The 24196-nt window shown below is 55.4% G+C and carries 20 protein-coding genes; 10 read left to right on the top strand and 10 right to left on the bottom strand.

Annotation, left to right across the window (positions count from 1 at the left end):
• Positions 1–203 precede the first annotated feature (203 nt).
• The 7 genes from GBC03_17315 to GBC03_17285 form a co-directional block, all read right to left on the bottom strand.
• A complete protein-coding gene (locus tag GBC03_17315) occupies positions 204–977 on the bottom strand; it encodes a 1,6-dihydroxycyclohexa-2,4-diene-1-carboxylate dehydrogenase (protein ID QFS71837.1) in 774 nt (257 codons plus the stop codon).
• A 9-nt stretch (positions 978–986) separates the two neighbouring features.
• On the bottom strand, positions 987–2003 hold the full coding sequence (locus GBC03_17310) for a 2Fe-2S iron-sulfur cluster binding domain-containing protein (protein QFS71836.1): 1017 nt from the start codon (positions 2001–2003) through the stop codon (positions 987–989).
• Between the two features lie 9 nt (positions 2004–2012).
• Entirely contained in the window at positions 2013–2498 is a 486-nt protein-coding gene (gene benB, locus GBC03_17305; GenBank protein QFS71835.1) for a benzoate 1,2-dioxygenase small subunit, read from the bottom strand.
• Complete coding sequence (locus GBC03_17300) at positions 2492–3880, bottom strand: Rieske 2Fe-2S domain-containing protein (GenBank protein QFS71834.1); 1389 nt, start codon at positions 3878–3880, stop codon at positions 2492–2494. The genes benB and GBC03_17300 overlap by 7 nt, the downstream gene beginning before the upstream one ends.
• Positions 3881–3944: 64 nt before the next feature.
• Entirely contained in the window at positions 3945–4871 is a 927-nt protein-coding gene (catA, locus tag GBC03_17295) for a catechol 1,2-dioxygenase (GenBank protein ID QFS71833.1), read from the bottom strand.
• Between the two features lie 65 nt (positions 4872–4936).
• Positions 4937–5227, bottom strand: a complete 291-nt coding sequence (gene catC, locus GBC03_17290) for a muconolactone Delta-isomerase (GenBank protein ID QFS71832.1) — start codon at positions 5225–5227, stop codon at positions 4937–4939.
• Between the two features lie 12 nt (positions 5228–5239).
• Complete coding sequence (locus GBC03_17285; protein QFS71831.1) at positions 5240–6364, bottom strand: muconate cycloisomerase; 1125 nt, start codon at positions 6362–6364, stop codon at positions 5240–5242.
• Positions 6365–6624: 260 nt separating this feature from the next.
• On the opposite strand from GBC03_17285, the gene GBC03_17280 reads away from it, so the two are divergent.
• The 9 genes from GBC03_17280 (at position 6625) to GBC03_17240 (ending at position 20867) form a co-directional block, all read left to right on the top strand.
• Positions 6625–7422: a helix-turn-helix domain-containing protein gene (locus GBC03_17280; protein ID QFS71830.1), complete on the top strand. Its 798-nt coding sequence runs from the start codon at positions 6625–6627 to the stop codon at positions 7420–7422.
• A gap of 66 nt (positions 7423–7488) precedes the next feature.
• On the top strand, positions 7489–8067 hold the full coding sequence (locus GBC03_17275) for a TetR family transcriptional regulator (GenBank protein ID QFS71829.1): 579 nt from the start codon (positions 7489–7491) through the stop codon (positions 8065–8067).
• Positions 8068–8290: 223 nt separating this feature from the next.
• Positions 8291–9679: a NarK family nitrate/nitrite MFS transporter gene (locus tag GBC03_17270; protein QFS71828.1), complete on the top strand. Its 1389-nt coding sequence runs from the start codon at positions 8291–8293 to the stop codon at positions 9677–9679.
• Between the two features lie 118 nt (positions 9680–9797).
• Complete coding sequence (locus GBC03_17265) at positions 9798–13538, top strand: nitrate reductase subunit alpha (GenBank protein ID QFS71827.1); 3741 nt, start codon at positions 9798–9800, stop codon at positions 13536–13538.
• Complete coding sequence (gene narH, locus GBC03_17260; protein ID QFS71826.1) at positions 13535–15079, top strand: nitrate reductase subunit beta; 1545 nt, start codon at positions 13535–13537, stop codon at positions 15077–15079. The genes GBC03_17265 and narH overlap by 4 nt, the downstream gene beginning before the upstream one ends.
• A complete protein-coding gene (gene narW / locus GBC03_17255; protein QFS71825.1) occupies positions 15079–15774 on the top strand; it encodes a nitrate reductase molybdenum cofactor assembly chaperone in 696 nt (231 codons plus the stop codon). The genes narH and narW overlap by 1 nt, the downstream gene beginning before the upstream one ends.
• A complete protein-coding gene (gene narI, locus GBC03_17250; GenBank protein ID QFS74044.1) occupies positions 15774–16451 on the top strand; it encodes a respiratory nitrate reductase subunit gamma in 678 nt (225 codons plus the stop codon). Before narW ends, narI begins: the two co-directional genes overlap by 1 nt.
• Positions 16452–16581: 130 nt before the next feature.
• On the top strand, positions 16582–17475 hold the full coding sequence (locus GBC03_17245; GenBank protein QFS71824.1) for a PhzF family isomerase: 894 nt from the start codon (positions 16582–16584) through the stop codon (positions 17473–17475).
• Positions 17476–17918: 443 nt separating this feature from the next.
• Entirely contained in the window at positions 17919–20867 is a 2949-nt protein-coding gene (locus tag GBC03_17240; GenBank protein ID QFS71823.1) for an autotransporter outer membrane beta-barrel domain-containing protein, read from the top strand.
• Between the two features lie 44 nt (positions 20868–20911).
• On the opposite strand, the gene nhoA is transcribed toward GBC03_17240, so the two are convergent.
• On the bottom strand, positions 20912–21757 hold the full coding sequence (nhoA, locus tag GBC03_17235) for an N-hydroxyarylamine O-acetyltransferase (GenBank protein ID QFS71822.1): 846 nt from the start codon (positions 21755–21757) through the stop codon (positions 20912–20914).
• A 136-nt stretch (positions 21758–21893) separates the two neighbouring features.
• Between nhoA and GBC03_17230 the strand changes: the two genes are divergently transcribed.
• Positions 21894–22463 carry a hypothetical protein gene (locus GBC03_17230; protein ID QFS71821.1) on the top strand — a complete coding sequence of 190 codons (570 nt, stop codon included), beginning with the start codon at positions 21894–21896 and terminating at the stop codon, positions 22461–22463.
• A 119-nt stretch (positions 22464–22582) separates the two neighbouring features.
• On the opposite strand, the gene pptA is transcribed toward GBC03_17230, so the two are convergent.
• Together pptA and GBC03_17220 are read right to left on the bottom strand one after the other, a co-directional pair.
• Positions 22583–22810, bottom strand: a complete 228-nt coding sequence (gene pptA, locus GBC03_17225; GenBank protein QFS71820.1) for a tautomerase PptA — start codon at positions 22808–22810, stop codon at positions 22583–22585.
• A gap of 65 nt (positions 22811–22875) precedes the next feature.
• On the bottom strand, positions 22876–23880 hold the full coding sequence (locus GBC03_17220) for a LacI family DNA-binding transcriptional regulator (GenBank protein QFS71819.1): 1005 nt from the start codon (positions 23878–23880) through the stop codon (positions 22876–22878).
• Positions 23881–24196: the final 316 nt, after the last annotated feature.

Here is a 24196-nt window from a genome sequence, read left to right as displayed (position 1 = left end):
CCTACGAAACAAGCTGGACACACGTCCAGCTTTGTCGATCCTACGGAAAATTGAACGTATGTCCAACTTTTTGTTCAGCGCCGTGATTACCAAATAATGAGAGTATTGAATGAGTGAATGATTTTGACGTCGGTGAAGAATGGCAGAACCGCGGGATAAGACAGTAAGCCGAACACGATGGCCGGCCTACTGGCAAAACAACATCAGCCGAGATCGCCGCCGGCAACCGGTAAGGTGATGCCGGTGATATAACTGGCGTCGTCGCTGGCGAGAAACAGAATCGCATTCGCCTGCTCCGCCAGCGTTCCATAGCGGTGCATCAGACTGCTGTCGACGGTCTGATCAATCACCTGCTGATACCACGCCTGTTCCTGGGCAGAGGGCGTTTCTTCATTACGCGGTACAAGACGCGCCGGGGCATCGGTCCCTCCGGGGGCGACGGCATTGATGCGAATGCCGCTTCCGCTGTACTCCATCGCAATCGATCGCGTTAGCGCGTTGACGCCGCCCTTCGCTGCGGAGTAAGGCACGCGATTCACCCCGCCCGTGGCGACGGAAGAGATATTCACAATGCTGCCGCGCCCCTGTTTCAGCATCCAGGGCAGCGCTGCGCGACAGCCCCACAGGGTCGGGAACAGCGAACGGCGGATCTCTTTTTCAATCTGATCCGGCTGATATTCGGCAAACGGTCGGGCCCAGATGGTTCCCCCGACGTTATTGACCAGCACGTCCAGTTGACCAAAATGCGCGACGCCCGCGGCAAAAACCTGCTCGGTGCTTTCCCATTGTTCCAGATCCGCCTCCAGCGCCAGCACCTGACATCCGCCGGACGCCAGGGTTGCCGCCAGTTCATGGACGTGACGGGAACGATCGATGAGCAACAATCGCGCCCCTTCCTGTGCCGCCTGAATAGCCGTCTGGCGACCAATGCCCTGCGCCGCGCCGGTAATGGCCACGACTTTATCGTTAAATCGCATTAAGGCTCCTTATGCCGCGGCACTTTGGCTGGCGATAAATTTTTCATACCAGAAACCAGTTGGCGTAATGCCCCGTTCGCGTAACGCCGTGGTGATGGCGTTGACCATCGGCGGCGGACCGCAGAGATAAATATCCACATCGCCCTGATTCAACAGCGCCTCACTGAGATGATCGGTGACAAACCCGCGCTGTGGGCAACCGCTTTGCGCGTCGGCGACCACAGGCAACCAGCGGAAGCCAGCCAGTTTGTGCTGGAAGGCGTCCAGCGCGTCGGTTTTGACCAGGTCGACGTCGTAGGTCACGCCATATAGCAGCGTGACCTGCCGCGAGCTCTGCTGCGCGGCAAGCGTTTCCAGCATGGACAGCATCGGCGCCAGTCCCGTGCCGCCGGCAAGCATCAACACCGGACGCTCGCCGTGACGCAGATAAAAGCTGCCCATCGGACCGCTGAGTGTGACGGTATCGCCGGGTTGTCCGCGCTGGGTCAACCACTGGCTCATCAACCCTCCGTGCACATTGCGGATCAAAAATCGCCCTTCGTCGCTGCCCGGTAGTGAACTGAACGAATAGGCGCGCTGCTGCGCCGTGCCCGGCACCTGAATGTTGATGTACTGTCCGGACAGAAAATGCAGCGCGACGTGCGGACGCACGACCAGTTCAATCGCCGTCTCAGAGAGCGAATTGATCGCCAGCACGTCTGCATCGGTGGTCGTGATACTGGTTTTGCATTGTGCGGCGGCGACCGGCACGTCAATCACGCAGTCGCTGGAAGGGATCATCTGGCAGGTCAGCACCTGTCGTGCGGTCGCGTCGTCATCGCTCAGCGCCTCTTCCAGAAAGTCCTCTCCCAGCGAATAATCGCCGCTGGCGCAGTGGCATTTGCAGGTGCCGCAGACGCCGTCGGAGCAATCCATCGGCAGGTTTACCTTCTGCCGGTAAGCAGCATCCAGCACCTTTTCACCAGCGTTACACTGAATAAAGCGGGTGATGCCGTCCTCAAAGTTGAGGGCAATTGTAAAGCTCATAAGCACCTCTTAAATATGATAAACGTCAATCACCTGACGGATATAGTCGTTATTGAGCCGTACCGTTTTACGCGTGATGAGCGGCTGATCGCCCTCTTCAACTAACGTGCAGTGCGTGGTGCCGAAGTAGGCATCGGTGTGCTGATAGCGGTGGCTGTAGGTGACCCAGTTGTAGCGCACCTCAACGCCGCCCTCTTTTTCGCCCAACAGTTCGATATTGCCGATCATATGCGTGGTGCGCGGCTCCGGGGTACTGGCACCGGAACGTTCGGTTTTGATGCGGTACACCCGGTCTTCCAGCCCGTCCCGGCTGGGATAATAGATAAGCGAGATCTCCCGCTGCGGGTCGCGGGTGGTTTTATCATCATCGCCCCAGGCAGGCATCCAGAAGACCACTTTTGGGCTATAGCAATGGAGCCACGCATCCCACTGCCGGTCGTCAAGCAGCCGCGCTTCGTAATAGAGAAACTGGCGAACCTGTTCAAGCGTTAACATCCGCCTACCTCCACGCGCTGTGTAATTGACCGCTCATACTGCTGATGTTCCTTTTCCACCGCCGCGAGCATCACGTTCTGCCAGTGGTGGTGGTGAGCGATGTAGAGCGCCTCATCTTCAGATTTGATGCCGCTCAGCAGTGGCGTAAATCCGACATGCTGCGCATGCTCATCGGGTCCGTCCACCCAGTGCAGCGCACCACGACTGAGATCGCTCCATGCCAGATTTTCGCCCAGATAGCCGCGCTGACAGGCGCTGAACTCTTCCAGGTCGTCGGGCGTTCCCATCCCGCTGACGTTAAAGAAATCCTCATACTGGCGGATGCGCAGCGCCCGCGCCGGGTCAGATTCACCTTTGGGCGCAAAACACCAGATCGTCACTTCGGTTTTGTCGACGGCAATGGGGCGAATCACGCGGATCTGCGTTGAGAATTGATCCATCAGGTATACATTGGGATAGAGGCACAAATTCCGTGTCTCATTTACCATCTGGTCGGCGCGATTTTCACCAAACTCCGCCTGCAGGCGTTCACGATGGTCGTAAACCGGACGAACTTCAGGGTTCATCGCCCGCGTCCACAGCAGCATATGGCCGTGTTCAAACCCGTAGCCGCCGCCGAGGCTCTTTGACCAGCCGTTGGCATCTACCGCGCGCGTCCCTTCCGCCTCGTAGTTCCGCCGCGACATGGTGGAGGCGTAGTTCCAGTGCACTACGCTGACGTGATAACCGTCGGCCCCGTTTTCCGCCCCCAGTTTCCAGTTGCCTTCGTAGACGTAGCTGGACGAACCTTTCAGAACCTCCAGCCCTTCGGGAGCCTGGTCGACCATTAGATCGATAATTTTACAGGTCTCGCCGAGGTACGTTTCCAGCGGCAGTACATCCTCACTCAGGCTACCGAACAGAAATCCGCGATAGGAAGCAAAACGCGGCAGCGATTTCAGATCGTGTGAACCTTCATGTTTAAACGTTTCCGGGTAACCGCCGGTACTTTCATCTTTCGCCTTCAGCAATTTGCCGTTATTACTGAAGGTCCAACCGTGAAACGGACAGGTAAAGGAATTTTTATTCCCCGTTTTGCGTCGGCATAACATGGCGCCGCGATGCGCACAGCTATTAATTAACGCGTGCAGTTCGTTCTTTTTATCGCGGGTGATAATAACCGGTTGTCGACCCAGGGTCAGGGTAAAATAATCGCCGGGTTCCGGGATCTGGCTTTCATGCGCCAGAAATACCCAGTTCCCTTCGAATATATGTTTTAGTTCCAGATTAAATAACTGCTCATCGGTAAATATCGAACGATGGCAACGATAAATATGCTTATCACGATCCACAATCAGGGCCTGCGTGATTTTATCTTTTAATGCCGAGAGCGTTTTTTGCATGAGTGTATTCCTCCTGCATCATTCAGGATTTATAAAACGGTACGAGTCAGACAGGCGTCGTGAATTATTCCTGCGCGCGCAGTCGGGTAATACGCTGCTCTTCCTCAGCACGCTGCGCCGCGCACAGCGTAAAGTCGAAACAGACTTCGGTATGTTCACCGTCCAGGTCGCGCTGCTGAATCAACGCAGGGTCGTTGACCTTCACCGGGTCGGCAATCAGGCCATCACGGGTGGCGAAAGCAAAATCATCCCACAGGTACTGGTCACCGTTCAGGTTGATCTGGCTGGTCAGGTGCTTAAAGCCCGGCGCGGAGACAAAGAAGTGGATGTGCGCCGGACGGTTGCCGTGACGACCCAGTTGATCGAGCAATTTTTGCGTCGGGCCGTCCGGCGGGCAACCGTAACCCGAAGGCAGGATACTGCGCACGCTGTAGCGCCCTTCGGCGTCGGTACGAATGCGACGACGCAGGTTGTAGTCGCTCTGGCTCTGATCGAAGAATGAGTAGTTGCCCAGCGTGTTGGCGTGCCAGATATCAACAATGGCCCCGGCCACCGGTTGTCCATGCACGTCTGTGACCTGACCATGCAGCCACATCACGTCGCCAGCATCTTTGCCGTCATCCATCCGGGCGTAGCCATCGGCCAGCGGCGCGTTGGCGACGTACAGCGGACCTTCGATAGTGCGCGGGGTGCCCGTCTCTGATGACAGACGGGATTCAATGGCTTCCTGGCGCAGATCGAGGAAATGTTCAAGACCCAGGCCAGCGGCGAGCAGTGCCGCTTCCTGACGACCGCCCAGTTCATGCAGATAATTCACCGCATGCCAGAATTCTTCCTGCGTGACATTATAGTCGTCGATAAGCGTACAAATATCGCCGAGCAGGCGGTGAATAATCGATTTAAAGCGCTCATTACCTTCCGGTCCATTTAAACCGGCACCTTCACGCAATAATTTCTGTACGTCATCTTGTTGGATAAAAGAGTGGCTCATAGTGCTTCTCACTTATTATTGTCTGTAGGGTTTATGCCGGATAATTCCGGCATGCGGTACGGCTATTATTGGTCGTTACTGTGTATAGACGACGGATGGCGGCACAGCGCTTCTATCCGAATATCCATGAAGGGATAGAGCGGCAGCGCCATTAATATCTGATGTAATTCTTCGGCATCGTTGACATCAAATATACTGACATTGGCGTACAAACCGGCAACGCGCCAGAGATGTCGCCATTTGCCGTCTCGTTGTAACTGTTGGGAATAAGCTTTTTCCCGTGATTTAATCTCGTCGATTTCATTAGCCAGCATTCCGTAAGGAATATTTACGGTCATATCCACTTTAAATAACATTAGGTTCTCCTGTTATTCCCGAGGCTTACGGGCATAAAACTGCAGTTTTTCCTCATCGAGCTCGACGCCAAGCCCTGGCGTTTGCGGCAGCACCACGCAACCGTCGGCGAAGGAGAGCGGAAGGCTGACGATGTCGTCTTTTAGCAGCAGCGGGCCGAACATCTCGGTGCCCCACTGCAACGGCAGGGTTGACCAGGCATGCAGCGACGCCACGGTGCCCACGGTGCCTTCGAGCATCGTGCCGCCGTACAGGCCGATACCCGCCGCCTGCGCAACGTGCGCCAGTTTCAGCACGCTTTCCGGTCCGCCGGCTTTGGCGATTTTCAGGGCATACGCGCCGCTGAACCCCTGCAGTGCCAGACGGTAACCGTCGAAATGGCTGGCAACGGATTCATCCGCCAGAATAGCCGTTTCAATGCGTTGACTCAGGCGAACCAGCGCATCACTGTCCTGGGCACTCACCGGTTGTTCAATCAGGTCGACGCCCATGGCCGCCAGTTCCCGACATCCTCTCGCCGCCGACGTGGCATCCCACGCCTGGTTGACGTCAACGCGGATGCTGGCACGGTCCCCCAGCGCTTCCACAATGGCGCGGGTGTGGCGCAGATCGGTCTCCAGCTCCCGGGCACCGATCTTCAGCTTAAACGCCTGATGCCGCCCGGCATCCAGCAGTCGCTGCCCCTCGGCAATGTCGTTATCCGTATTGCCGCTGGCGAGGGTCCACAGGACCGGCAACACGGTATTCTGCGCGCCGCCCAACAGTGCGGAAACCGGCAGCCCCAGCGCCTTTCCCTGGGCATCCAGCAGCGCGGTTTCAATGGCCGATTTGGCAAACGTATTGCCTTTGATCGCCCGGTTAATGCGTGACGTCAACGCATTCAGATTCCCGGCTGGCTGGCCTTTCAGCAGCGGTGTGAAATAGTGCGTAATCGCGGATTGAATCGCCTCCGGGCTTTCCACCCCATAGCTCAGTCCGCCAATCGTAGTGGCTTCGCCAATGCCGCTAATGCCGTCTGAACGCGTGATCCGCACAATCACCAGCGTCTGGCAACCCATCGTGGTCATGGAGAGTTTGTGAGGCCGAATCGTCGGGACATCAACCAGCCAGCTTTCAATACGTTCAACGGTCGCAGTCATTGTTTCTTCCTGAGCATGAATATCATCACTTTTTGTGCCACCGGTGATAACCCACGGTGACGGTGCTTTTGACAATAGGTGCGCGCCACGAAGGTGGTCAACGGCGATTATCGAAATGTTGTGCGATTATCGGCATGATTGTTACATTGAGGTTAATAATGTGATCCCGGTGGGAAAATACGGATATTCCCCGACTCACGTTCGCCTGCACGGTATAGTTGATGCGGTTAAGGATTTGAATTGCACAGGAGAAGGACTCAATGAGCGATAAAAATCAGTTAGTTATAGGCAGCCCATCGGCTAAATCAGACCCTAACTTTATGCTGTCTCTGGCACGGGGTCTGGAAGTCCTGAATGCGTTTACCCCTCAACGTCAGCGTCTGACGATTTCACAACTCAGCCAGAAAACGCAGATTTCCCGCGCGGCGGTGCGTCGCTGTCTCTATACTCTGGCGGCGCTGGGAATGGTGCACAGTCCAGACGGGCGTAGCTATGAACTGCTGCCGCGCGTGCTGGCCGTGGGACACGCGTATCTTGCGGGGACGCCGCTGGCAAAAGTGGCGCAGGCCGCACTGGATAATCTGGGAAAATCACTCGGTGAATCCTGTTCTGCCGCCACGCTCGACGGTGACAATGTGCTGTACATTGCCCGTGCGGCGGTTAACAACCTGCTCAGCGTCGACATCGGACGTGGCAGTCGACTGCCCGCGTGGGCCACCTCTATGGGACGCGTGTTGCTCAGTGCGCTTCCCGAAGAGCTGCTTGAAGTGACATTGTCACGCGCGCAGTTACTCCGCTATACCCCACACACGATTTGTGACCTGGCAGCGCTGCGGGAAGAGATCGCCCGCGTGCGTATTCAGGGCTATGCGCTGGCCGACAGGCAGATTGAAGTTGGACTCTGTTCCCTTGCCGTTCCGCTGCTTTCCCGCAATGGCACCGTGGTTGCTGCCCTCAACGTCGGGGTGCCAGCGTCATCCATGAGCGCTGCCGCGTTAAAAGAGAAAGCGCTGGCTCCTTTGCGTCGTTCCGCGATGGAGCTCTCACTTCAGCTGTAGCGTGTAACAATTGAACGTCTGTCCAGCTTGTTGATACACTGCCTCTCCAGCAAGAATGGAGGTGGTATGAGCTATCTGAATAAAGATGAGCGTCGCGAAGTAATATTACAGGCGGCCATGCGCGTGGCGCTCGAAGACGGTTTTTCCGCCATGACCGTCCGGCGAATCGCCACAGAAGCGAAAGTGGCGACCGGTCAAGTCCACCACCATTTCACCTCCGCCGGAGAACTTAAATCGCAGGCCTTTGTCCGTCTTATTCGCGCCCTGCTGGATGCGGAACTCGTCGCGGAAGATGCCACCTGGCGCATGCGTCTGCACGCCACGCTGGGCAGTGATGACCGCGGATTCGAGCCCTATATTAAGCTCTGGCGCGAAGCGCAGATCCTTGCGGACAAAGATCCGGAAATCAAAAGCGCCTACCTTCTCACCATGCGCATGTGGCATGAGGAAACGGTCGCCATTATCGAAAGCGGACTCGCCGCCGGAGAGTTCACCACCGCCTCCGCCCCCGCAGACATCGCCTGGCGCTTGATAGCGCTGGTGTGCGGTCTGGATGGCATGTACGTTCTCGGCATTCAGGAGATGGACGATCCGGCGTTTGATCGCCATCTGGATCGCATGATTGCGCTGGAGCTTTTTTCCTGAACGAATGCCTGAACGAATGAATGTTAGCCATTTATACTTTTTATTTACATTTGGTAACACTTAAGCAACCTGTTATTCCCCCTTCACTCCGCGTGGTTGCGCATTTTTATCTATCCTTTCCTCAACATTCATAAAAGCATCAATAAATTCTTAAAAGGGCGTATAGCGCTCTGCGCAGACTATTTCTTTTTTTTCATGAACGCATGTGCATGTGAGGGGTAATATGGCGCGACAAAATGAGAAAAATAACCGTTATCTTTTGAGTGACTGGAAGCCGGAAAATCCCGCATTCTGGGAGAATAAAGGTAAACACATAGCACGAAGAAACCTTTGTATCTCAGTCGCTTGCCTGTTACTTGCCTTCTGCGTCTGGATGTTGTTCAGCGCCGTCGCCGTCAATCTCAATAAAATTGGTTTTAATTTCACCACCGATCAACTCTTTTTATTAACCGCATTACCTTCACTTTCTGGCGCAATATTACGCGTTCCCTACTCCTTTATGGTGCCTATATTTGGCGGACGCCGCTGGACGGTTTTTAGCACCGCGATACTGATTATTCCTTGCGTCTGGCTCGGCTTTGCGGTGCAAAATACCACCACCCCTTTCGAGGTATTTATCATCATCGCGCTGCTGTGCGGTTTTGCCGGTGCAAACTTTGCTTCCAGCATGGGCAATATCAGTTTCTTTTTCCCGAAAGCGAAGCAAGGCAGCGCGCTTGGGGTGAACGGAGGGCTGGGCAATCTCGGCGTCAGCGTGATGCAACTGGCTGCGCCGCTGGTTATCTTCCTGCCGATATTTGCCTTCCTCGGCGTCCAGGGCGTCCCGCAACCCGATGGGTCACTGCTTTCGCTGGCAAACGCCGCCTGGATCTGGGTGCCGCTGCTGGCGATTGCCACAATAGCCGCCTGGCTTGGCACCAATGACATCGCCAGTTCCAAAGCCTCTATCGCCTCTCAGTTGCCGGTGCTCAAGCGTTTTCACCTTTGGCTATTAAGCCTGCTCTATCTGGCAACGTTCGGCTCATTCATCGGCTTTTCCGCAGGCTTTGCCATGCTGGCGAAGACGCAGTTTCCGGATGTGAATATCCTCAACCTGGCGTTTTTTGGCCCGTTTATCGGCGCGCTGGCGCGTTCTGCGGGCGGGGTCATCTCCGACAAGTTTGGCGGCGTGCGCGTGACGCTGATTAACTTCATCTTTATGGCGCTGTTCTCGGCCCTGCTCTTCCTGACGCTGCCCGGCTCAGGTTCCGGCAGTTTTATCGCCTTCTATCTGGTCTTTATGGGGCTGTTCTTAACCGCAGGTCTGGGTAGCGGCTCTACCTTCCAGATGATTGCCGTCATCTTCCGCCAGCTCACTATCTACAAAGTGAAACTGCGCGGCGGCAGCGACGAACAGGCACAGCGTGAAGCGGTGACCGACACCGCCGCCGCGCTGGGTTTTATTTCCGCAATTGGCGCCGTCGGCGGCTTCTTCATTCCTAAAGCATTCGGCAGTTCGCTGGCGATGACCGGTTCCCCCATCGGCGCCATGAAAATCTTTCTGGTGTTTTACATCGTCTGCGTGCTGGTGACCTGGCTGGTCTATGGCCGCCGTAAACCACAACAAAAATAACAACAACTGACGTAGGCCTGATAAGACGCCATGCGTCGCCATCAGGCAATCACGCAATGCCGGATGACGGCTTGCGCCTTATCCGGCCTACAAGACCCTATGGAGCAGGAGAAATGTCATGAGTAAACTGTTGGATCGCTTCCGTTACTTTAAACAAAAGGGTGACACCTTTGCTGACGGTCACGGTCAGGTGATGCATACCAACCGGGACTGGGAAGACAGCTATCGTCAGCGCTGGCAATTTGACAAGATTGTCCGTTCAACCCATGGGGTGAACTGCACCGGCTCCTGTAGCTGGAAAATCTACGTCAAAAATGGTCTGGTGACCTGGGAAACCCAGCAGACCGACTATCCGCGTACCCGTCCGGACCTGCCCAACCATGAACCGCGCGGTTGTCCGCGTGGTGCCAGCTACTCCTGGTATCTGTACAGCGCCAACCGTCTGAAATACCCGCTGGTGCGCAAACGGCTGATCGAACTGTGGCGCGAGGCCCTGGCTTCCCATCCCGATCCGGTGCTGGCGTGGGATTCGATCATGAATGACCCGCAAAAGTGCCAGAGCTACAAGCAGGTGCGCGGTCGCGGCGGGTTTATCCGCTCCAACTGGAAAGAACTCAACCAGCTCATTGCCGCCGCTAACGTCTGGACCGTCAAAACCTATGGCCCGGACCGCGTCGCTGGCTTCTCGCCGATCCCGGCGATGTCGATGGTCTCTTACGCCGCCGGCACCCGCTATCTTTCCCTGCTCGGCGGCACCTGTCTGAGTTTTTACGACTGGTACTGCGACCTGCCGCCCGCTTCACCGATGACCTGGGGCGAACAGACCGACGTGCCTGAATCCGCCGACTGGTACAACTCCAGCTATATCATTGCCTGGGGCTCCAACGTACCGCAAACCCGTACGCCGGATGCCCACTTCTTTACCGAAGTCCGTTACAAAGGCACCAAAACCGTCGCGATTACTCCTGATTTCTCCGAAGTTGCCAAGCTGAGCGATCAGTGGCTGGCGCCAAAACAAGGCACCGACAGCGCGCTGGCCATGGCGATGGGACACGTTATCTTAAAAGAATTCCATCTCGACAATCCCAGCGACTACTTCCTCAACTACTGCCGTCACTACACCGACATGCCGATGCTGGTATTACTGGACGCCCGCGAGGACGGCAGTTACGTGCCGGGACGGATGATGCGCGCCTCGGATCTGGTCGATGGGCTGGGTGAAAGCAATAACCCGGAGTGGAAAACGGTCGCCTGTAACAGCACCGGGGAACTGGTGGTGCCTAACGGTTCGATTGGTTTCCGCTGGGGTGAAAAAGGCAAATGGAACCTTGAATCACTGGCGGCAGGATCAGAAACCGAACTGTCACTGTCATTGCTCGGTCAGCATGATGAGGTGCTGGGCGTCGCCTTCCCCTATTTCGGCGGCAACGAAAACCCCCATTTTCGCAGCGTGAAGCAGGAACCCGTACTGGTGCGCCAACTGCCGGTGAAGCAGTTAACGCTTGCCGATGGCAGCCGATGCCCGGTGGTCAGCGTCTACGATCTGGTACTGGCAAACTACGGCCTCGATCGCGGTCTGGAAGACGCGTACGCTGCGATTACGTATTCCGAGGTGAAAGCCTATACGCCAGCGTGGGCGGAACAGATAACCGGCGTGCCGCGTTTTCAGATTGAAACCATCGCCCGTGAGTTCGCCGATACGGCGCATAAGACCCACGGTCGCTCGATGATTATCCTCGGTGCCGGCGTCAACCACTGGTATCACGTGGACATGAACTACCGGGGAATGATCAACATCCTCGTGTTCTGCGGATGTGTCGGGCAGAGCGGCGGCGGCTGGGCGCACTATGTCGGCCAGGAAAAGCTGCGTCCGCAAACCGGCTGGCTACCGCTGGCCTTTGCCCTGGACTGGAACCGTCCGCCGCGCCAGATGAACAGCACCTCGTTTTTCTACAATCACGCCAGCCAGTGGCGTTATGAAAAACTGACCGCGCAGGAACTGCTTTCGCCGCTGGCGGATGCCTCAAAATTCACCGGTCATCTGATCGATTTCAATGTGCGCGCCGAACGCATGGGCTGGCTACCCTCTGCGCCGCAGCTTAATCTCAATCCGCTGACGGTCAAAGCCAGCGCCGAAAAGGCCGGCTTGTCACCCGTGGAATACACCGTTGCGGCATTGAAATCCGGTGATATTCGCTTTGCCTGCGAACAGCCGGACAGCGGTAAGAATCATCCGCGTAACCTGTTTGTCTGGCGTTCTAACCTGCTCGGTTCTTCCGGTAAAGGCCATGAGTACATGCTCAAATATTTGCTCGGTACAGAGAGCGGTATTCAGGGAGAAGCGCTGGGTTCCAGCGAAGGCATTAAGCCAGAAGAGGTGGAATGGCAGTCTGCGGCGATCGAAGGCAAGCTCGACCTGCTGGTGACGCTCGATTTCCGTATGTCGAGCACCTGTCTGTTCTCAGATGTCGTTCTGCCGACCGCCACCTGGTATGAAAAAGACGACATGAATACCTCGGATATGCATCCGTTTATTCACCCGCTGTCGGCGGCGGTGGATCCCGCGTGGGAATCGAAAAGCGACTGGGAAATCTACAAAGGCATCGCCAACGTCTTTTCCGAGGTCTGCGTCGGCCATCTGGGACAAGAAACCGACGTGGTGCTGCAACCGTTACAGCACGATTCACCGGCAGAACTCTCGCAGCCGTTCGACATTCAGGACTGGCGTAAAGGGGAATGCGACCTGATCCCCGGAAAAACCGCGCCAAACATTGCCGTGGTGGAACGCGACTATCCCGCGACGTACGAGCGTTTTACTTCGCTCGGACCGCTGATGGATACGTTGGGTAACGGCGGTAAGGGGATATCGTGGAACACCCAGACGGAGGTCGATTTCCTCGGCAAGCTTAACTACACCAAGCGCGAAGGCCCGGCGAAAGGCCGCCCGCTGATCGAAACGGCAATCGATGCCTCGGAGGTTATCCTGGCGCTGGCGCCGGAAACCAACGGTCAGGTGGCGGTGAAAGCGTGGCAAGCGCTTGGTGCGATGACCGGACGTGAGCATACCCATCTGGCGCTCAACAAAGAAGACGAGAAGATTCGTTTTCGCGATATCCAGGCACAGCCGCGCAAAATCATCTCCAGCCCGACATGGTCTGGTCTGGAAAGCGAGCATGTCTCCTATAACGCGGGCTATACCAACGTCCATGAGCTGATTCCGTGGCGCACACTCTCCGGCCGTCAGCAGCTGTATCAGGATCATCAGTGGATGCGCGCGTTTGGTGAAAGTCTCGTCGCCTATCGCCCGCCGATTGACACCCGCAGCGTCAGTGAGATGCGTGAAATTCCGCCGAACGGCTTCCCGGAGAAAGCGCTGAACTTCCTGACGCCGCACCAGAAATGGGGCATTCACTCCACCTACAGCGAAAACCTGTTGATGCTGACGCTGTCGCGCGGCGGGCCGATTGTCTGGATCAGTGAAACGGATGCGAAAGAGCTCGGTATCGAGGATAACGACTGGATCGAGGCCTTCAACGCCAACGGCGCCCTCACCGCTCGCGCGGTCGTCAGCCAGCGCGTGCCGCCCGGCATGACCATGATGTACCACGCGCAGGAACGCATCATGAATATCCCCGGTTCGGAAGTGACCGGCATGCGCGGCGGGATCCACAACTCCGTCACCCGTGTGTGCCCGAAACCGACGCACATGATCGGCGGCTATGCGCAGCTTGCCTACGGTTTTAACTATTACGGTACCGTCGGCTCCAACCGCGACGAGTTCATCATGATTAGAAAAATGAAGAACATTGACTGGCTGGATGATGAAGGTCGGGATCAGGTACAGGAGGCGAAAAAATGAAGATACGCTCACAGGTTGGCATGGTACTGAACCTCGATAAATGCATTGGTTGTCACACCTGCTCCGTTACCTGTAAAAACGTCTGGACCGGGCGTGAAGGAATGGAGTACGCGTGGTTTAACAACGTCGAGACGAAACCCGGCATCGGCTATCCGAAAAACTGGGAAGATCAGGAGGAGTGGCAAGGCGGTTGGGTTCGCGACGTGAATGGCAAGATCAGACCCCGTCTGGGCGGTAAAATGGGCGTCATCACTAAAATCTTCGCTAACCCGGTCATTCCGCAAATCGATGATTATTACGAGCCGTTCACCTACGACTATCAGCATCTGCACAGCGCGCCGGAGGGAAAACATGTGCCTACCGCCCGTCCCCGTTCGCTCATTGACGGCAAGCGGATGGATAAAATCATCTGGGGGCCGAACTGGGAAGAGCTGCTTGGCGGTGAATTTGAAAAACGCGCCCGCGACCGCAATTTCGACAAGATCCAGAAGGAGATGTACGGCCAGTTTGAAAACACCTTCATGATGTATCTGCCGCGTCTGTGCGAACACTGCCTGAATCCAAGCTGTGTCGCTACCTGTCCGAGCGGTGCCATCTACAAGCGTGAAGAAGACGGGATTGTGCTTATCGATCAGGATAAATGCCGCGGCTGGCGTTTGTGCATCAGCGGCTGCCCGTACAAAAAAATCTATTTCAACTGGAAAAGCGGCAAATCAGAGAAATGCATTTTCTGCTATCCGCGCATTGAGTCCGGCCAGCCGACCGTCTGTTCGGAAACCTGCGTCGGGCGTATCCGCTATCTCGGCGTACTGCTCTACGATGCGGATCGCATTGAAGAAGCGGCCAGCACCGAACATGAAACCGATCTCTATGAGCGCCAGTGCGACGTGTTCCTGAACCCGCACGACCCGGCGGTGATTGAAGAAGCGCTGAAACAGGGGATCCCGCAAAACGTTATCGACGCGGCGCAGCGATCGCCGGTATACAAAATGGCGATGGACTGGAAGCTGGCGCTGCCGCTACATCCGGAATACCGCACGCTGCCAATGGTCTGGTATGTGCCGCCGCTGTCGCCCATTCAGTCCTACGCCGATGCGGGCGGACTGCCCAAAAGCGACGGCGTGCTGCCGGCGATCGAAAGCCTGCGGATCCCAGTGCAGTATCTCGCCAATATGCTGAGCGCAGGCGACACCGGGCCGGTGCTGCGTGCGCTCAAGCGCATGATGGCAATGCGCCACTATATGCGGGCGCAAACCGTCGAAGGCGTCACCGATACTCGTGCGATTGATGAAGTGGGCTTAAGCGTTGAACAAATTGAAGAGATGTATCGCTACCTGGCGATTGCCAACTACGAAGACCGCTTTGTGATCCCGACCAGCCACCGTGAAATGGCGCACGATGCCTTCCCGGAGAAAAACGGTTGCGGCTTCTCCTTCGGCGACGGGTGCCACGGTTCCGATACCAAATTCAATCTGTTCAACAGCAGTCGCATTGACGCCATCAACATCACCGAAGTGCGTGACAAGGCGGAGGGTGAATAATGCAAATCCTCAAGGTGATTGGCCTGCTGATGGAGTATCCGGATGAGTGGCTGTGGGCGTGTAAGGACGACGCGCTGGCACTGGTGCGCCACGATGCGCCAATGCTCACCGACTTCACCGAAGCACTGCTCAACGCGCCGCTGCTCGATAAACAGGCCGAATGGTGCGAGGTGTTTGACCGTGGGCGCGCCACTTCGCTACTGCTGTTCGAGCACGTGCATGCAGAGTCCCGCGATCGCGGCCAGGCGATGGTGGATCTGTTGACGCAGTACGAAAAAGTGGGATTGCAACTCGACTGTCGCGAACTGCCGGACCATCTGCCGCTGTATCTGGAATACCTGAGCGTGCTGCCAGAAACCGACGCACGCGAAGGCTTGCAGAACGTCTCGCCGATTCTGGCCCTGCTGGGGGGACGTTTAAAGCAGCGTGGCACGCCGTGGTATCAGCTATTCGATGCCCTGTTGCTCCTGTCGGGTAGCCCACTTTCAAGTGACAGTGTCACGAAACAGGTTGACACTGAAACGCGTGATGACACTCGTCAGGCGTTGGATGCCGTCTGGGAAGAAGAACAGGTGAAATTTATCGAAGATAACGCCACGGCCTGTGACAGTTCGCCATTACAGCAATATCAACGACGCTTTAGCCAGGACGTGGCGCCGCAGTACGTCGACGTCAGCGCGGGAGGCCCGAAATGATACAGTTCCTGAACGTCTTTTTTTACGACATCTACCCCTATCTTTGCGGGACGGTCTTCATCCTCGGCAGTTGGCTGCGCTATGACTACGGGCAGTACACCTGGCGGGCGTCCTCCAGTCAGATGCTGGACAAACGCGGGATGGTCCTGTGGTCGAATCTGTTCCACATCGGCATTCTGGGGATCTTCTTTGGCCACCTGTTCGGGATGTTAACCCCACACTGGATGTACGCCTGGTTCCTGCCCATCGCGGTGAAACAGCAGATGGCGATGATTGCAGGCGGGATCTGCGGCGTGCTGACGCTGGTCGGCGGTGCGGGGTTGCTGGTACGTCGTCTGACAAACTCCCGCATCCGGGCCACCTCATCCACGGCGGATATCCTGATCCTCTGCATTCTGCTGATTCAGTGCATACTGGGCTTAAGCACGATACCGTTCTCCGCGCAGCACCCGGACGGCAGTGAAATGTTGAAACTGGTGGAGTGGGCGCAGTCAGTTGTGACCTTCCGTGGCGGGGCCTCTGCCCACCTGGACGGCGTGGCGTTTATTTTCCGCGTGCACCTGGTGCTGGGGATGACCATCTTCCTGCTCTTCCCGTTCACCCGTCTGGTTCACGTCTGGAGCGCGCCGTTTGAGTACTTCAGTCGTCGCTACCAGATCGTTCGTTCCCGTCGATAGCCTTCCACTGCCCGGCAGTGCAATCTGCCGGGCGACTGTTCGCTCCAGCCGAAAAGCGTGTTCATGTTGGCGGCATCGCCATCCGCTACGCTGCACGTTATGATGCTTCTCCAACTCAGGGAGAATGCTAATGAAACCACAGGTTTACCACGTTGATGCCTTCACCAGAACCCCTTTTCGCGGCAATTCCGCCGGTGTTGTCCTGCATGCTGACGGCCTTAGCGACGCGCAGATGCAACTGATTGCCCGCGAACTGCGTCACTCCGAAACCGCATTCCTGCTGCAAAGCGACGACAGCGATGTACGCATTCGCTATTTTACGCCGACGGTAGAAGTGCCCATTTGCGGGCACGCCACCGTTGCGGCACATTACGTCCGCGCCACGGCGCTGGGACTGGGTAATACCACGGTGTGGCAAACCTCGCTGGCGGGACGTCACCGGGTTGAGATCCGCTATGATAGCGACGATTATCGTATCTCGCTGGAACAAGGTGCGCCCTCCTTCGACGCGCCGCTCGAAGGCGACATCCGCGCCGCCATTCTACGCGCGCTGCACCTGAGTGAGGACGCAATGCTACCGGGCCTGCCGATTCAGGTCGCCTCGACCGGTCATTCCAAAGTGATGATCCCACTGAAGCCTGAGGTCAATATTGACGCCCTCGCCCCCGACCTTTCTGCGCTTTGCGCTATCAGTCAGCAGATTGGCTGCAATGGCTTTTTTCCTTTTCAGATCCGTCCGGGTAAAAATGAGACCGATGGACGCATGTTCTCTCCGGCAATCGGTATTGTGGAAGATCCGGTGACGGGCAATGCCAATGGCCCAATGGGTGCCTGGCTGGTGCATCATCATTTATTACAACATGACGGGAAATTGCTACAGGTGAAAGGACATCAGGGACGGGCATTAGGTCGCGACGGCATCGTTGATATTGACGTGACGATTCAGGATAACCAACCGGTAAAAGTCACGATATCCGGTAACGCAGTGATCCTGTTTCACGCACAATGGGCGGTAGATTTTTAAAAACAGCCCGGTAAAGATACGCCTTACCGGGCGGCTTTATTTTCCTTTCTTATATTGACCGCTTTAAATTCTTATTAAGATAGTCCAATTAATCTTAAATAGCATTTAAGGTGGTAAACGCTTTAAAAATCATAATGATAATCCGCTTTATTTTCTTCTTTCATCAACCGGGATTAATTAAAAATCAACATCATTTCATCTGTTTTGTTTTATTTTAATACTATCACCAATCGATTTATTTAGTTACGTAAGAACAATTCATTTGTAATTTTCTTAGGCGATATGAAAAATAAGTCATTATCTTGAGAGTGAGTCGCAGCAAAGGATTCTTCAGATATAGCAAAAGTTAAACAACACTCGTTCTGTCTGGAAACAAAAAACTCAACGCCGTAAATATAATATATTACGCGCTGTATTTGTCTATTAAGAATGTGAATATTGATATGAAAGAATTTAAATTAACAACCATGGCATTATTGATTGGCAGCTTGTTAATGACAAATAACGTTTGTGCAAAAATTTATAATGAGGATGAGGGGATTATCACCGGGAGTGGAGCCCTTACCGACGGCGGTACCTATAAAATTATCAGTACCTCCGGGGAAAACAACACCCTCTCCGTGGCGAACAATGGCGGGATTACGGTTACCCACCCGGGCGGAACGCCAATCGTCAGCGGCAGGGGCGAGTTTGAAGATGGCGATCTTACGCTCGCGTCTGGTACTGTTTTTGTTGCCAACAGCGGAACAATCAATTTAGGGTCAGGCTCTACGGTGAATCAAATTACCGGGGATTTGATTCCGGGTACGGTCGACGGACGCCCGGACCTGGCGCTTGATGAAGATTATCAATCTCTGTTCGCCGTCGGCATTGTTGATATGGGGGGAACCAGTGACGCCTATCGTGCACAAAAAGGCGCGCTTATTGCTGATGATTTAACCATCAACATCAGCCACCAGCGTGATGGCAAGACTATCTCGGGTATCTTTTCTGATAAAAATAATGGCGTTATTACCTTAACCGGCGATACCACGGTGAATGCAACGGTAACCGGGGCGAATGGACACGCTTTTAGCGTTTATGCGAAGGAAGGGACTTTCATCGACGCTGAAAATCTTATTGTTAATAGCAAGAGTACAGAATACGCCGTGGGGATCGTTTCGGAATCGACAGACGCAGCTAACCGCTCGCTGATTCAGTATCAAAATGCCAGCGTTAAATCCGTTGCCAATGATTTTGCGGATGGTATTAATGCTAACGCCGGTTATATCGAAGCGTTTGGCGATACCAATGTCGATGTCACCGTCAATGGCGTCGGGGGCGTGGCGTCCGCAATCTGGCTTTCTGATGGTCTTTCAGGCATCGATTTGGATTCGACTATCACCACCCACGGTACAACGACCCTGCTGTTGAAATCAGGTGCAGACAGAACGGTTCTTGATGGCGTTGACTCCATGGGGTCCACGCAGTTTACCAGCAACGACCTGAACATCACGCTGGACACCCAGGGACACCAACAGACGACCGGTACCGGTATTCTGGCCAGTAAAGACGATGCGTCGACGGCGGGTAAAATCGACATTAATGGGCGTCTCAATATTGATGTTGTTGATACCACCCGCAGCGGGAGCTGGAACTATGTCCATGCGGACAAAGGCGGCGAAATCACGCTGAATGGCGGGGTGCAGATGGGGGTTAACTACAACGACCCGAATGCCACCGCTATTCTGGCTGAAAACGCTGACTCCCGCGTGACGATTCATCCGCAGAACGTGCAGATTGTCGGTACTGTCGAAGCCAGCGATGCCGCCGTGGTTGACATCAGTGCGACCAGCCAGTCGCGTTTCGTTGGCGGAACGGTAACCAGCGGCAACGCGGTGAATAACCTGTCGCTGGCGGAAGGCTCGGCCTGGAACATGACCAAAAGTTCTCAGCTTACTCACCTGACGCTGGATGATTCCACGCTGACCTTCATGCCCACCAGCGTGCAGAGTCGCAGGCTGACCCGTGAGGCCACGAGCTTCAAAACCCTGACGGTGGACGGCGATTATACCGGTGCGAACGGTAACATCGTGATGAACACCCAACTGGGCGATGACGCCTCGCCGACTGACCGGATGATCGTTGCCGGCAACACCTCGGGCACGACGAGCGTCAAAGTGCTGAACGCCGGGGGCGCGGGTGGACTGACGACGGACGGTATCGAACTCATCAGCGTCGCCGGTCATTCCGACGGGGAGTTCAGACAGAATGGCCGCATCGTGGCAGGCGCCTATGACTACACCCTGCAACGCGGCGAAGGCGGGAATAACAAGAACTGGTACCTGAGCAGCGCGTTGTCTCCGGTCACCCCGGTGGATCCGGCATCGCCTGTTGATCCCACCGATCCGCAGTCGCCATCCCCGACGCCGCGTGAACACGCAATTCGTCCGGAAGCCGGTCTGTACGGTATGAACCTGCAGGCGGCGAACACGATGTTTAACACCCGCTTACAGGATCGTCTGGGCGAAACGCATTATGTTGACGCACTGACCGGCGAGGACGCGGTCACCAGCCTGTGGCTGCGTAATGTCGGTGGTCATACCCGTCAGAAAGACAGCAGCGACCAACTGAACATGCAGAGCAACCGCTATGTCATGCAGTTGGGTGGCGATCTCGCACAGTGGTCTTCGGACAACACCGATCGTTACCATCTGGGTCTGATGGCAGGTTACGCTAACCAGAAGAGCCGCGCGGAAAACCAGCGTAATGGTAACCGCGCTGACAGTCGCATCAGCGGTTACAGCGTCGGTCTGTACGGTACGTGGCTGCAGGACAACGCCACTCACGAAGGGGCATACGTTGACACCTGGGCGCAGTACAGCTGGTTCGATAACACCGTTTCCGGTCGTGACGTTGAAGCGGAAGAGTATGATTCCAGCGGATTCACCGCGTCTGTCGAATCCGGCTATACCTGGAAACTGGCAGCGTTAAGCGAACGTAACGCGCTGTATATCCAGCCTAAAGCGCAGGTCACCTGGATGGGCGTGAAGGCGGATGAGCACAAAGAAGTTAACGGTACCCGCGTGGAAGGCAACGGGGATGGCAACATCCAGACCCGCGTCGGCGTCCGTCTGTTCGGCAAGGGACATAACCAACTGGACAATGATAAGAACCGCACCTTCCAGCCGTTTGTGGAAGCCAACTGGATCCACAACAGCAAAGACTTTGGCGTCTCGATGAACGGTGAAAACGTGAATCTGCAGGGTGCCCGCAATATCGGCGAACTGAAAGCCGGTGTCGAAGGCCAGTTGACGAAGAACGTCGCGCTGTGGGGTAACGTCGCTCAGCAGGTTGGCGACAAAGGTTACAGCGATACCTCAGCGATGATCGGGATTAAAGCCTCGTTCTGATGAAAAACCCCCGGTAAGCGCATGCGCTGCCTGCCGGGTTTTCTTTATTTTCCGGCTTCCGGATGCGTATCAAACGCCGCCATCACCCTTGCCAGCTCAGTTTCCGTAAACCCATGCTTCGCGTCCGTCACCCCCAGGCCAAAACGTTCCTGTAGTAACGCATACAGCGAGGCGACATCCGGCAAATTGCGCTGTTCTACCACCCTGTCATTATCGTAATGCGTGAAATGGAAGTTGGTGAGGGTCAATTTTCCCCCGTCCGGCAAATGACGACACATTAACAGATGATGACGAAAGTGCGATTGCGGCCAGTGCGCAGACCAGAAGTTGCCCATCACATGGTCACTTTGCTGCTGCGTCACCCGATCGAAGCGATACATGGACTGCCAGTGTTCGTGATGACAGAACTGCAGGATCCAGTCGTCCCCCTCCTGCTGCAAACGGTATTCACCGTGCGGCGTCTTCTGAATCATGTCCGCTTGCAGACGAATGGGAGCCGTGAGCGTCTGGCCGCCAAACCCCACATCGGCTACCCACGATTCGCCGTCCAGTTCCACCAACAGCAGACGGTGAGTTCGCGGGGGTAAATTTGGTGGATTTGCCAGCACCACGCGCCCCAACAGGCTGCGTACGGTAAAGCCCAGTTCGCGCAGTACGCGCTCAAACACGCCATTTTGCTCAAAACAATAGCCACCGCGACGTGCGGTAATGAGTTTCTCTTCCAGCGACCGATCGTCAAGGTGCATTTCTCGCGGCAACAGCACGTCAAGATTCTCAAACGGGATAGTACAGTTATGCTGCAAATGTAGCGCCCGAAGCGTCTCAATATTGACTTCGGTACGCCCTGACCAGTTCAGACGCGCAAAATAAGCATTCAGGATGGGAGTCATCAGGTTTCCTGTCGTGAGCCTTAATCGTTACCCGAGTATAAACGATGAGTCCAAAGCGTGAGGCTGATGTTATTAGTAGGTTGGCGCAACGTCGATTTTCATTAATACTCAGAAAAACCCTTTGCGAGACAATCCTATGAGCCGATTCCGTCCTGTCGAATTACGCCACGCCAGTCGCCTGCTCAATCATGGCCCTACGGTGCTTATCACCAGTCGCGATGAGGTCAGCAACCGACGCAACATCATGGCCGCCGCGTGGTCTATGCCCGTCGAGTTTGAACCGCCCCGTCTCGCCATTGTGGTCGATAAAACGGCCTGGTCGCGAGAGTTAATTGAGCGCAGCGGCCTGTTCGGTATCGTCATTCCCGGCGTCGCCGCCACCAACTGGACGTACGCTGTCGGCAGCGTCTCCGGTCGCGATGAAGACAAGTTCAACTGTTACGGTATCCCGGTGATACAAGGGCCGGTTCTGGGGCTGCCGGTGGTCGAAGAAAAATGTCTGGCCTGGATGGAGTGTCGTCTCCTCCCCGCCACCGCCGCGCAGGAAAAATACGACACCTTATTCGGTGAAGTGGTTTCTGCCGCCGCGGATGAACGTGTGTTTGTCGAAGGCCGCTGGCAGTTCGATGACGATAAGCTTAATACCCTGCATCATCTTGGCGCTGGAACGTTCGTCACCAGCGGCAAACGCGTAACGGCGGGTTAGCTGCGCCTGCACCATAGTGCTCCTCTTGCCTGGCTATACGGATAAAGTTGAGTTCTGGTTCAATATCGTCACGCCATAATCCGACGTCGCCCGGTCAGCCCTCGCGACCGGGCGTTTTATTACATGCTGTAGCCTGGCTTTTTAATCAGCGCGTCCATCTGCGGTGCAATCTCGCTATCCCATACGTCCTGCCACGCTTCTTCAGGAACTTCAGTCAGCGCCACGCTCACCGAGCGCGCTTTGCTTTTCAGATGACGAACGATCGTCTCAGTAATCTCTGAGGCCAGCGCCGCTTTTTGTTCTTCAGTCAGGTCGCGCGGAAAACATTTAATATCAACGTGTGGCATTGCAGGTTCCTAATTATCAGTGTGAGGATTAAAACGAGCACAGTTGTGAATACGCCAGTGTCAGTTTATGCGGACTCACGCTCAATAAGGTGAAAACCGATATCGATAATGGCCTCTTCCACTGCCGTTTGTTCAATGCGATTCGCCAACAGCGTGGCGGCTCGCTGACCAATGGCGCGACGGTCAACGCTGACGGTGGTGATCGACGGACGATTACTGGCGGCAAAATCGAGATCGCCAAAACCGATAACCGCTAAATCCTGCGGAATACGTAATCCACGGCTTTCCGCTTCCATCATCGCGCCCTGCGCCAGGGTGTCGGAACTGCAGACAATTACGTCGAATTCCCCTTCGCTGAAGAGTTGCGTGAGTCCGCTGCGTCCCAGCGACAGCGATGCCGGGAGCGGTACATCGACCTGCGGCACATCATGAATATCATGGCGTGCCAGAACGCTGCATAGCCCCTGCTTACGCTGACCGGCGCGGCGATCGGCCGTCCACAGCAAACCGGGACGACGATACCCTTTACTTAGCAGATACTCGCCGGTGGCCTGCCCGACTTTTTCATGAGAGAAACCGACCAGCATATCAAGCGGCGTTGGGGTGAGATCCCAGATTTCGACCACCGGAATAGCCGCGTTGAGAATCACTTTTTTCAGTTCGCTGGTGTGGTGGATGCCGGTTAACACTACGCCGTCCGGACGCCGGGAAAGCAGTGTTGCCACCAGCTCCGCTTCCGTCTGCTCGGTATACCCCGCCACGCACAGGAGAATATGATAGCCGCGCCTTGCCAGTTCATCGCTCAGCGACTGGATAGTATCGACGAACATGTTGTTGTTGATCTGCGGCACCACAATGGCAATCAATTTACTGCGCCGTGACGCAAGACCTCCCGCCAGCGCGTTGGGAATATAGCCGGTCGCCCGCACCGCCTGCATCACTTTCTCAACCGTTTTAGGCCGCACCAGTTGCGGTGTATTGAGCGCCCGACTCACCGTCATGGGCGACAGTCCAGCACTGCGGGCAACATCTTCCAGCGTCGGCGCGCGAGGTGGTTTTGTGCTCTTCACTGTGGATGCCCCTGCAAAATTCACTGATTTATCTGTGCATTATTCATCATGCCGGTGGCTATTGCCAGCTTCTGACCAGGAAACGCCGCAAATACAGCAGCTTACTTTCCCCCTCGCACAATGAAATGTTAGCGCCATCATTCAATGTTGTGCATTTTACCAGATTGTTTTGGATCGTGACCTGTTTTGCAGGAATTCCCCTTTTTTATTCGCCATATGTGATCGATTGTTCAATTCAACATCAACTCTCTGGATTAATTTCTGCCATCAGAATAGAAATGTTAGCGCAATCATTTTACATCAATCAGGAGAATGA

Source organism: Citrobacter telavivensis (genome assembly GCA_009363175.1).
Taxonomy (GTDB): Bacteria; Pseudomonadota; Gammaproteobacteria; order Enterobacterales; family Enterobacteriaceae; genus Citrobacter_A; species Citrobacter_A telavivensis.
The sequence above is the reverse complement of the archived record's forward strand: the minus strand, read 5'-3'. Positions and strand labels throughout refer to the sequence as shown.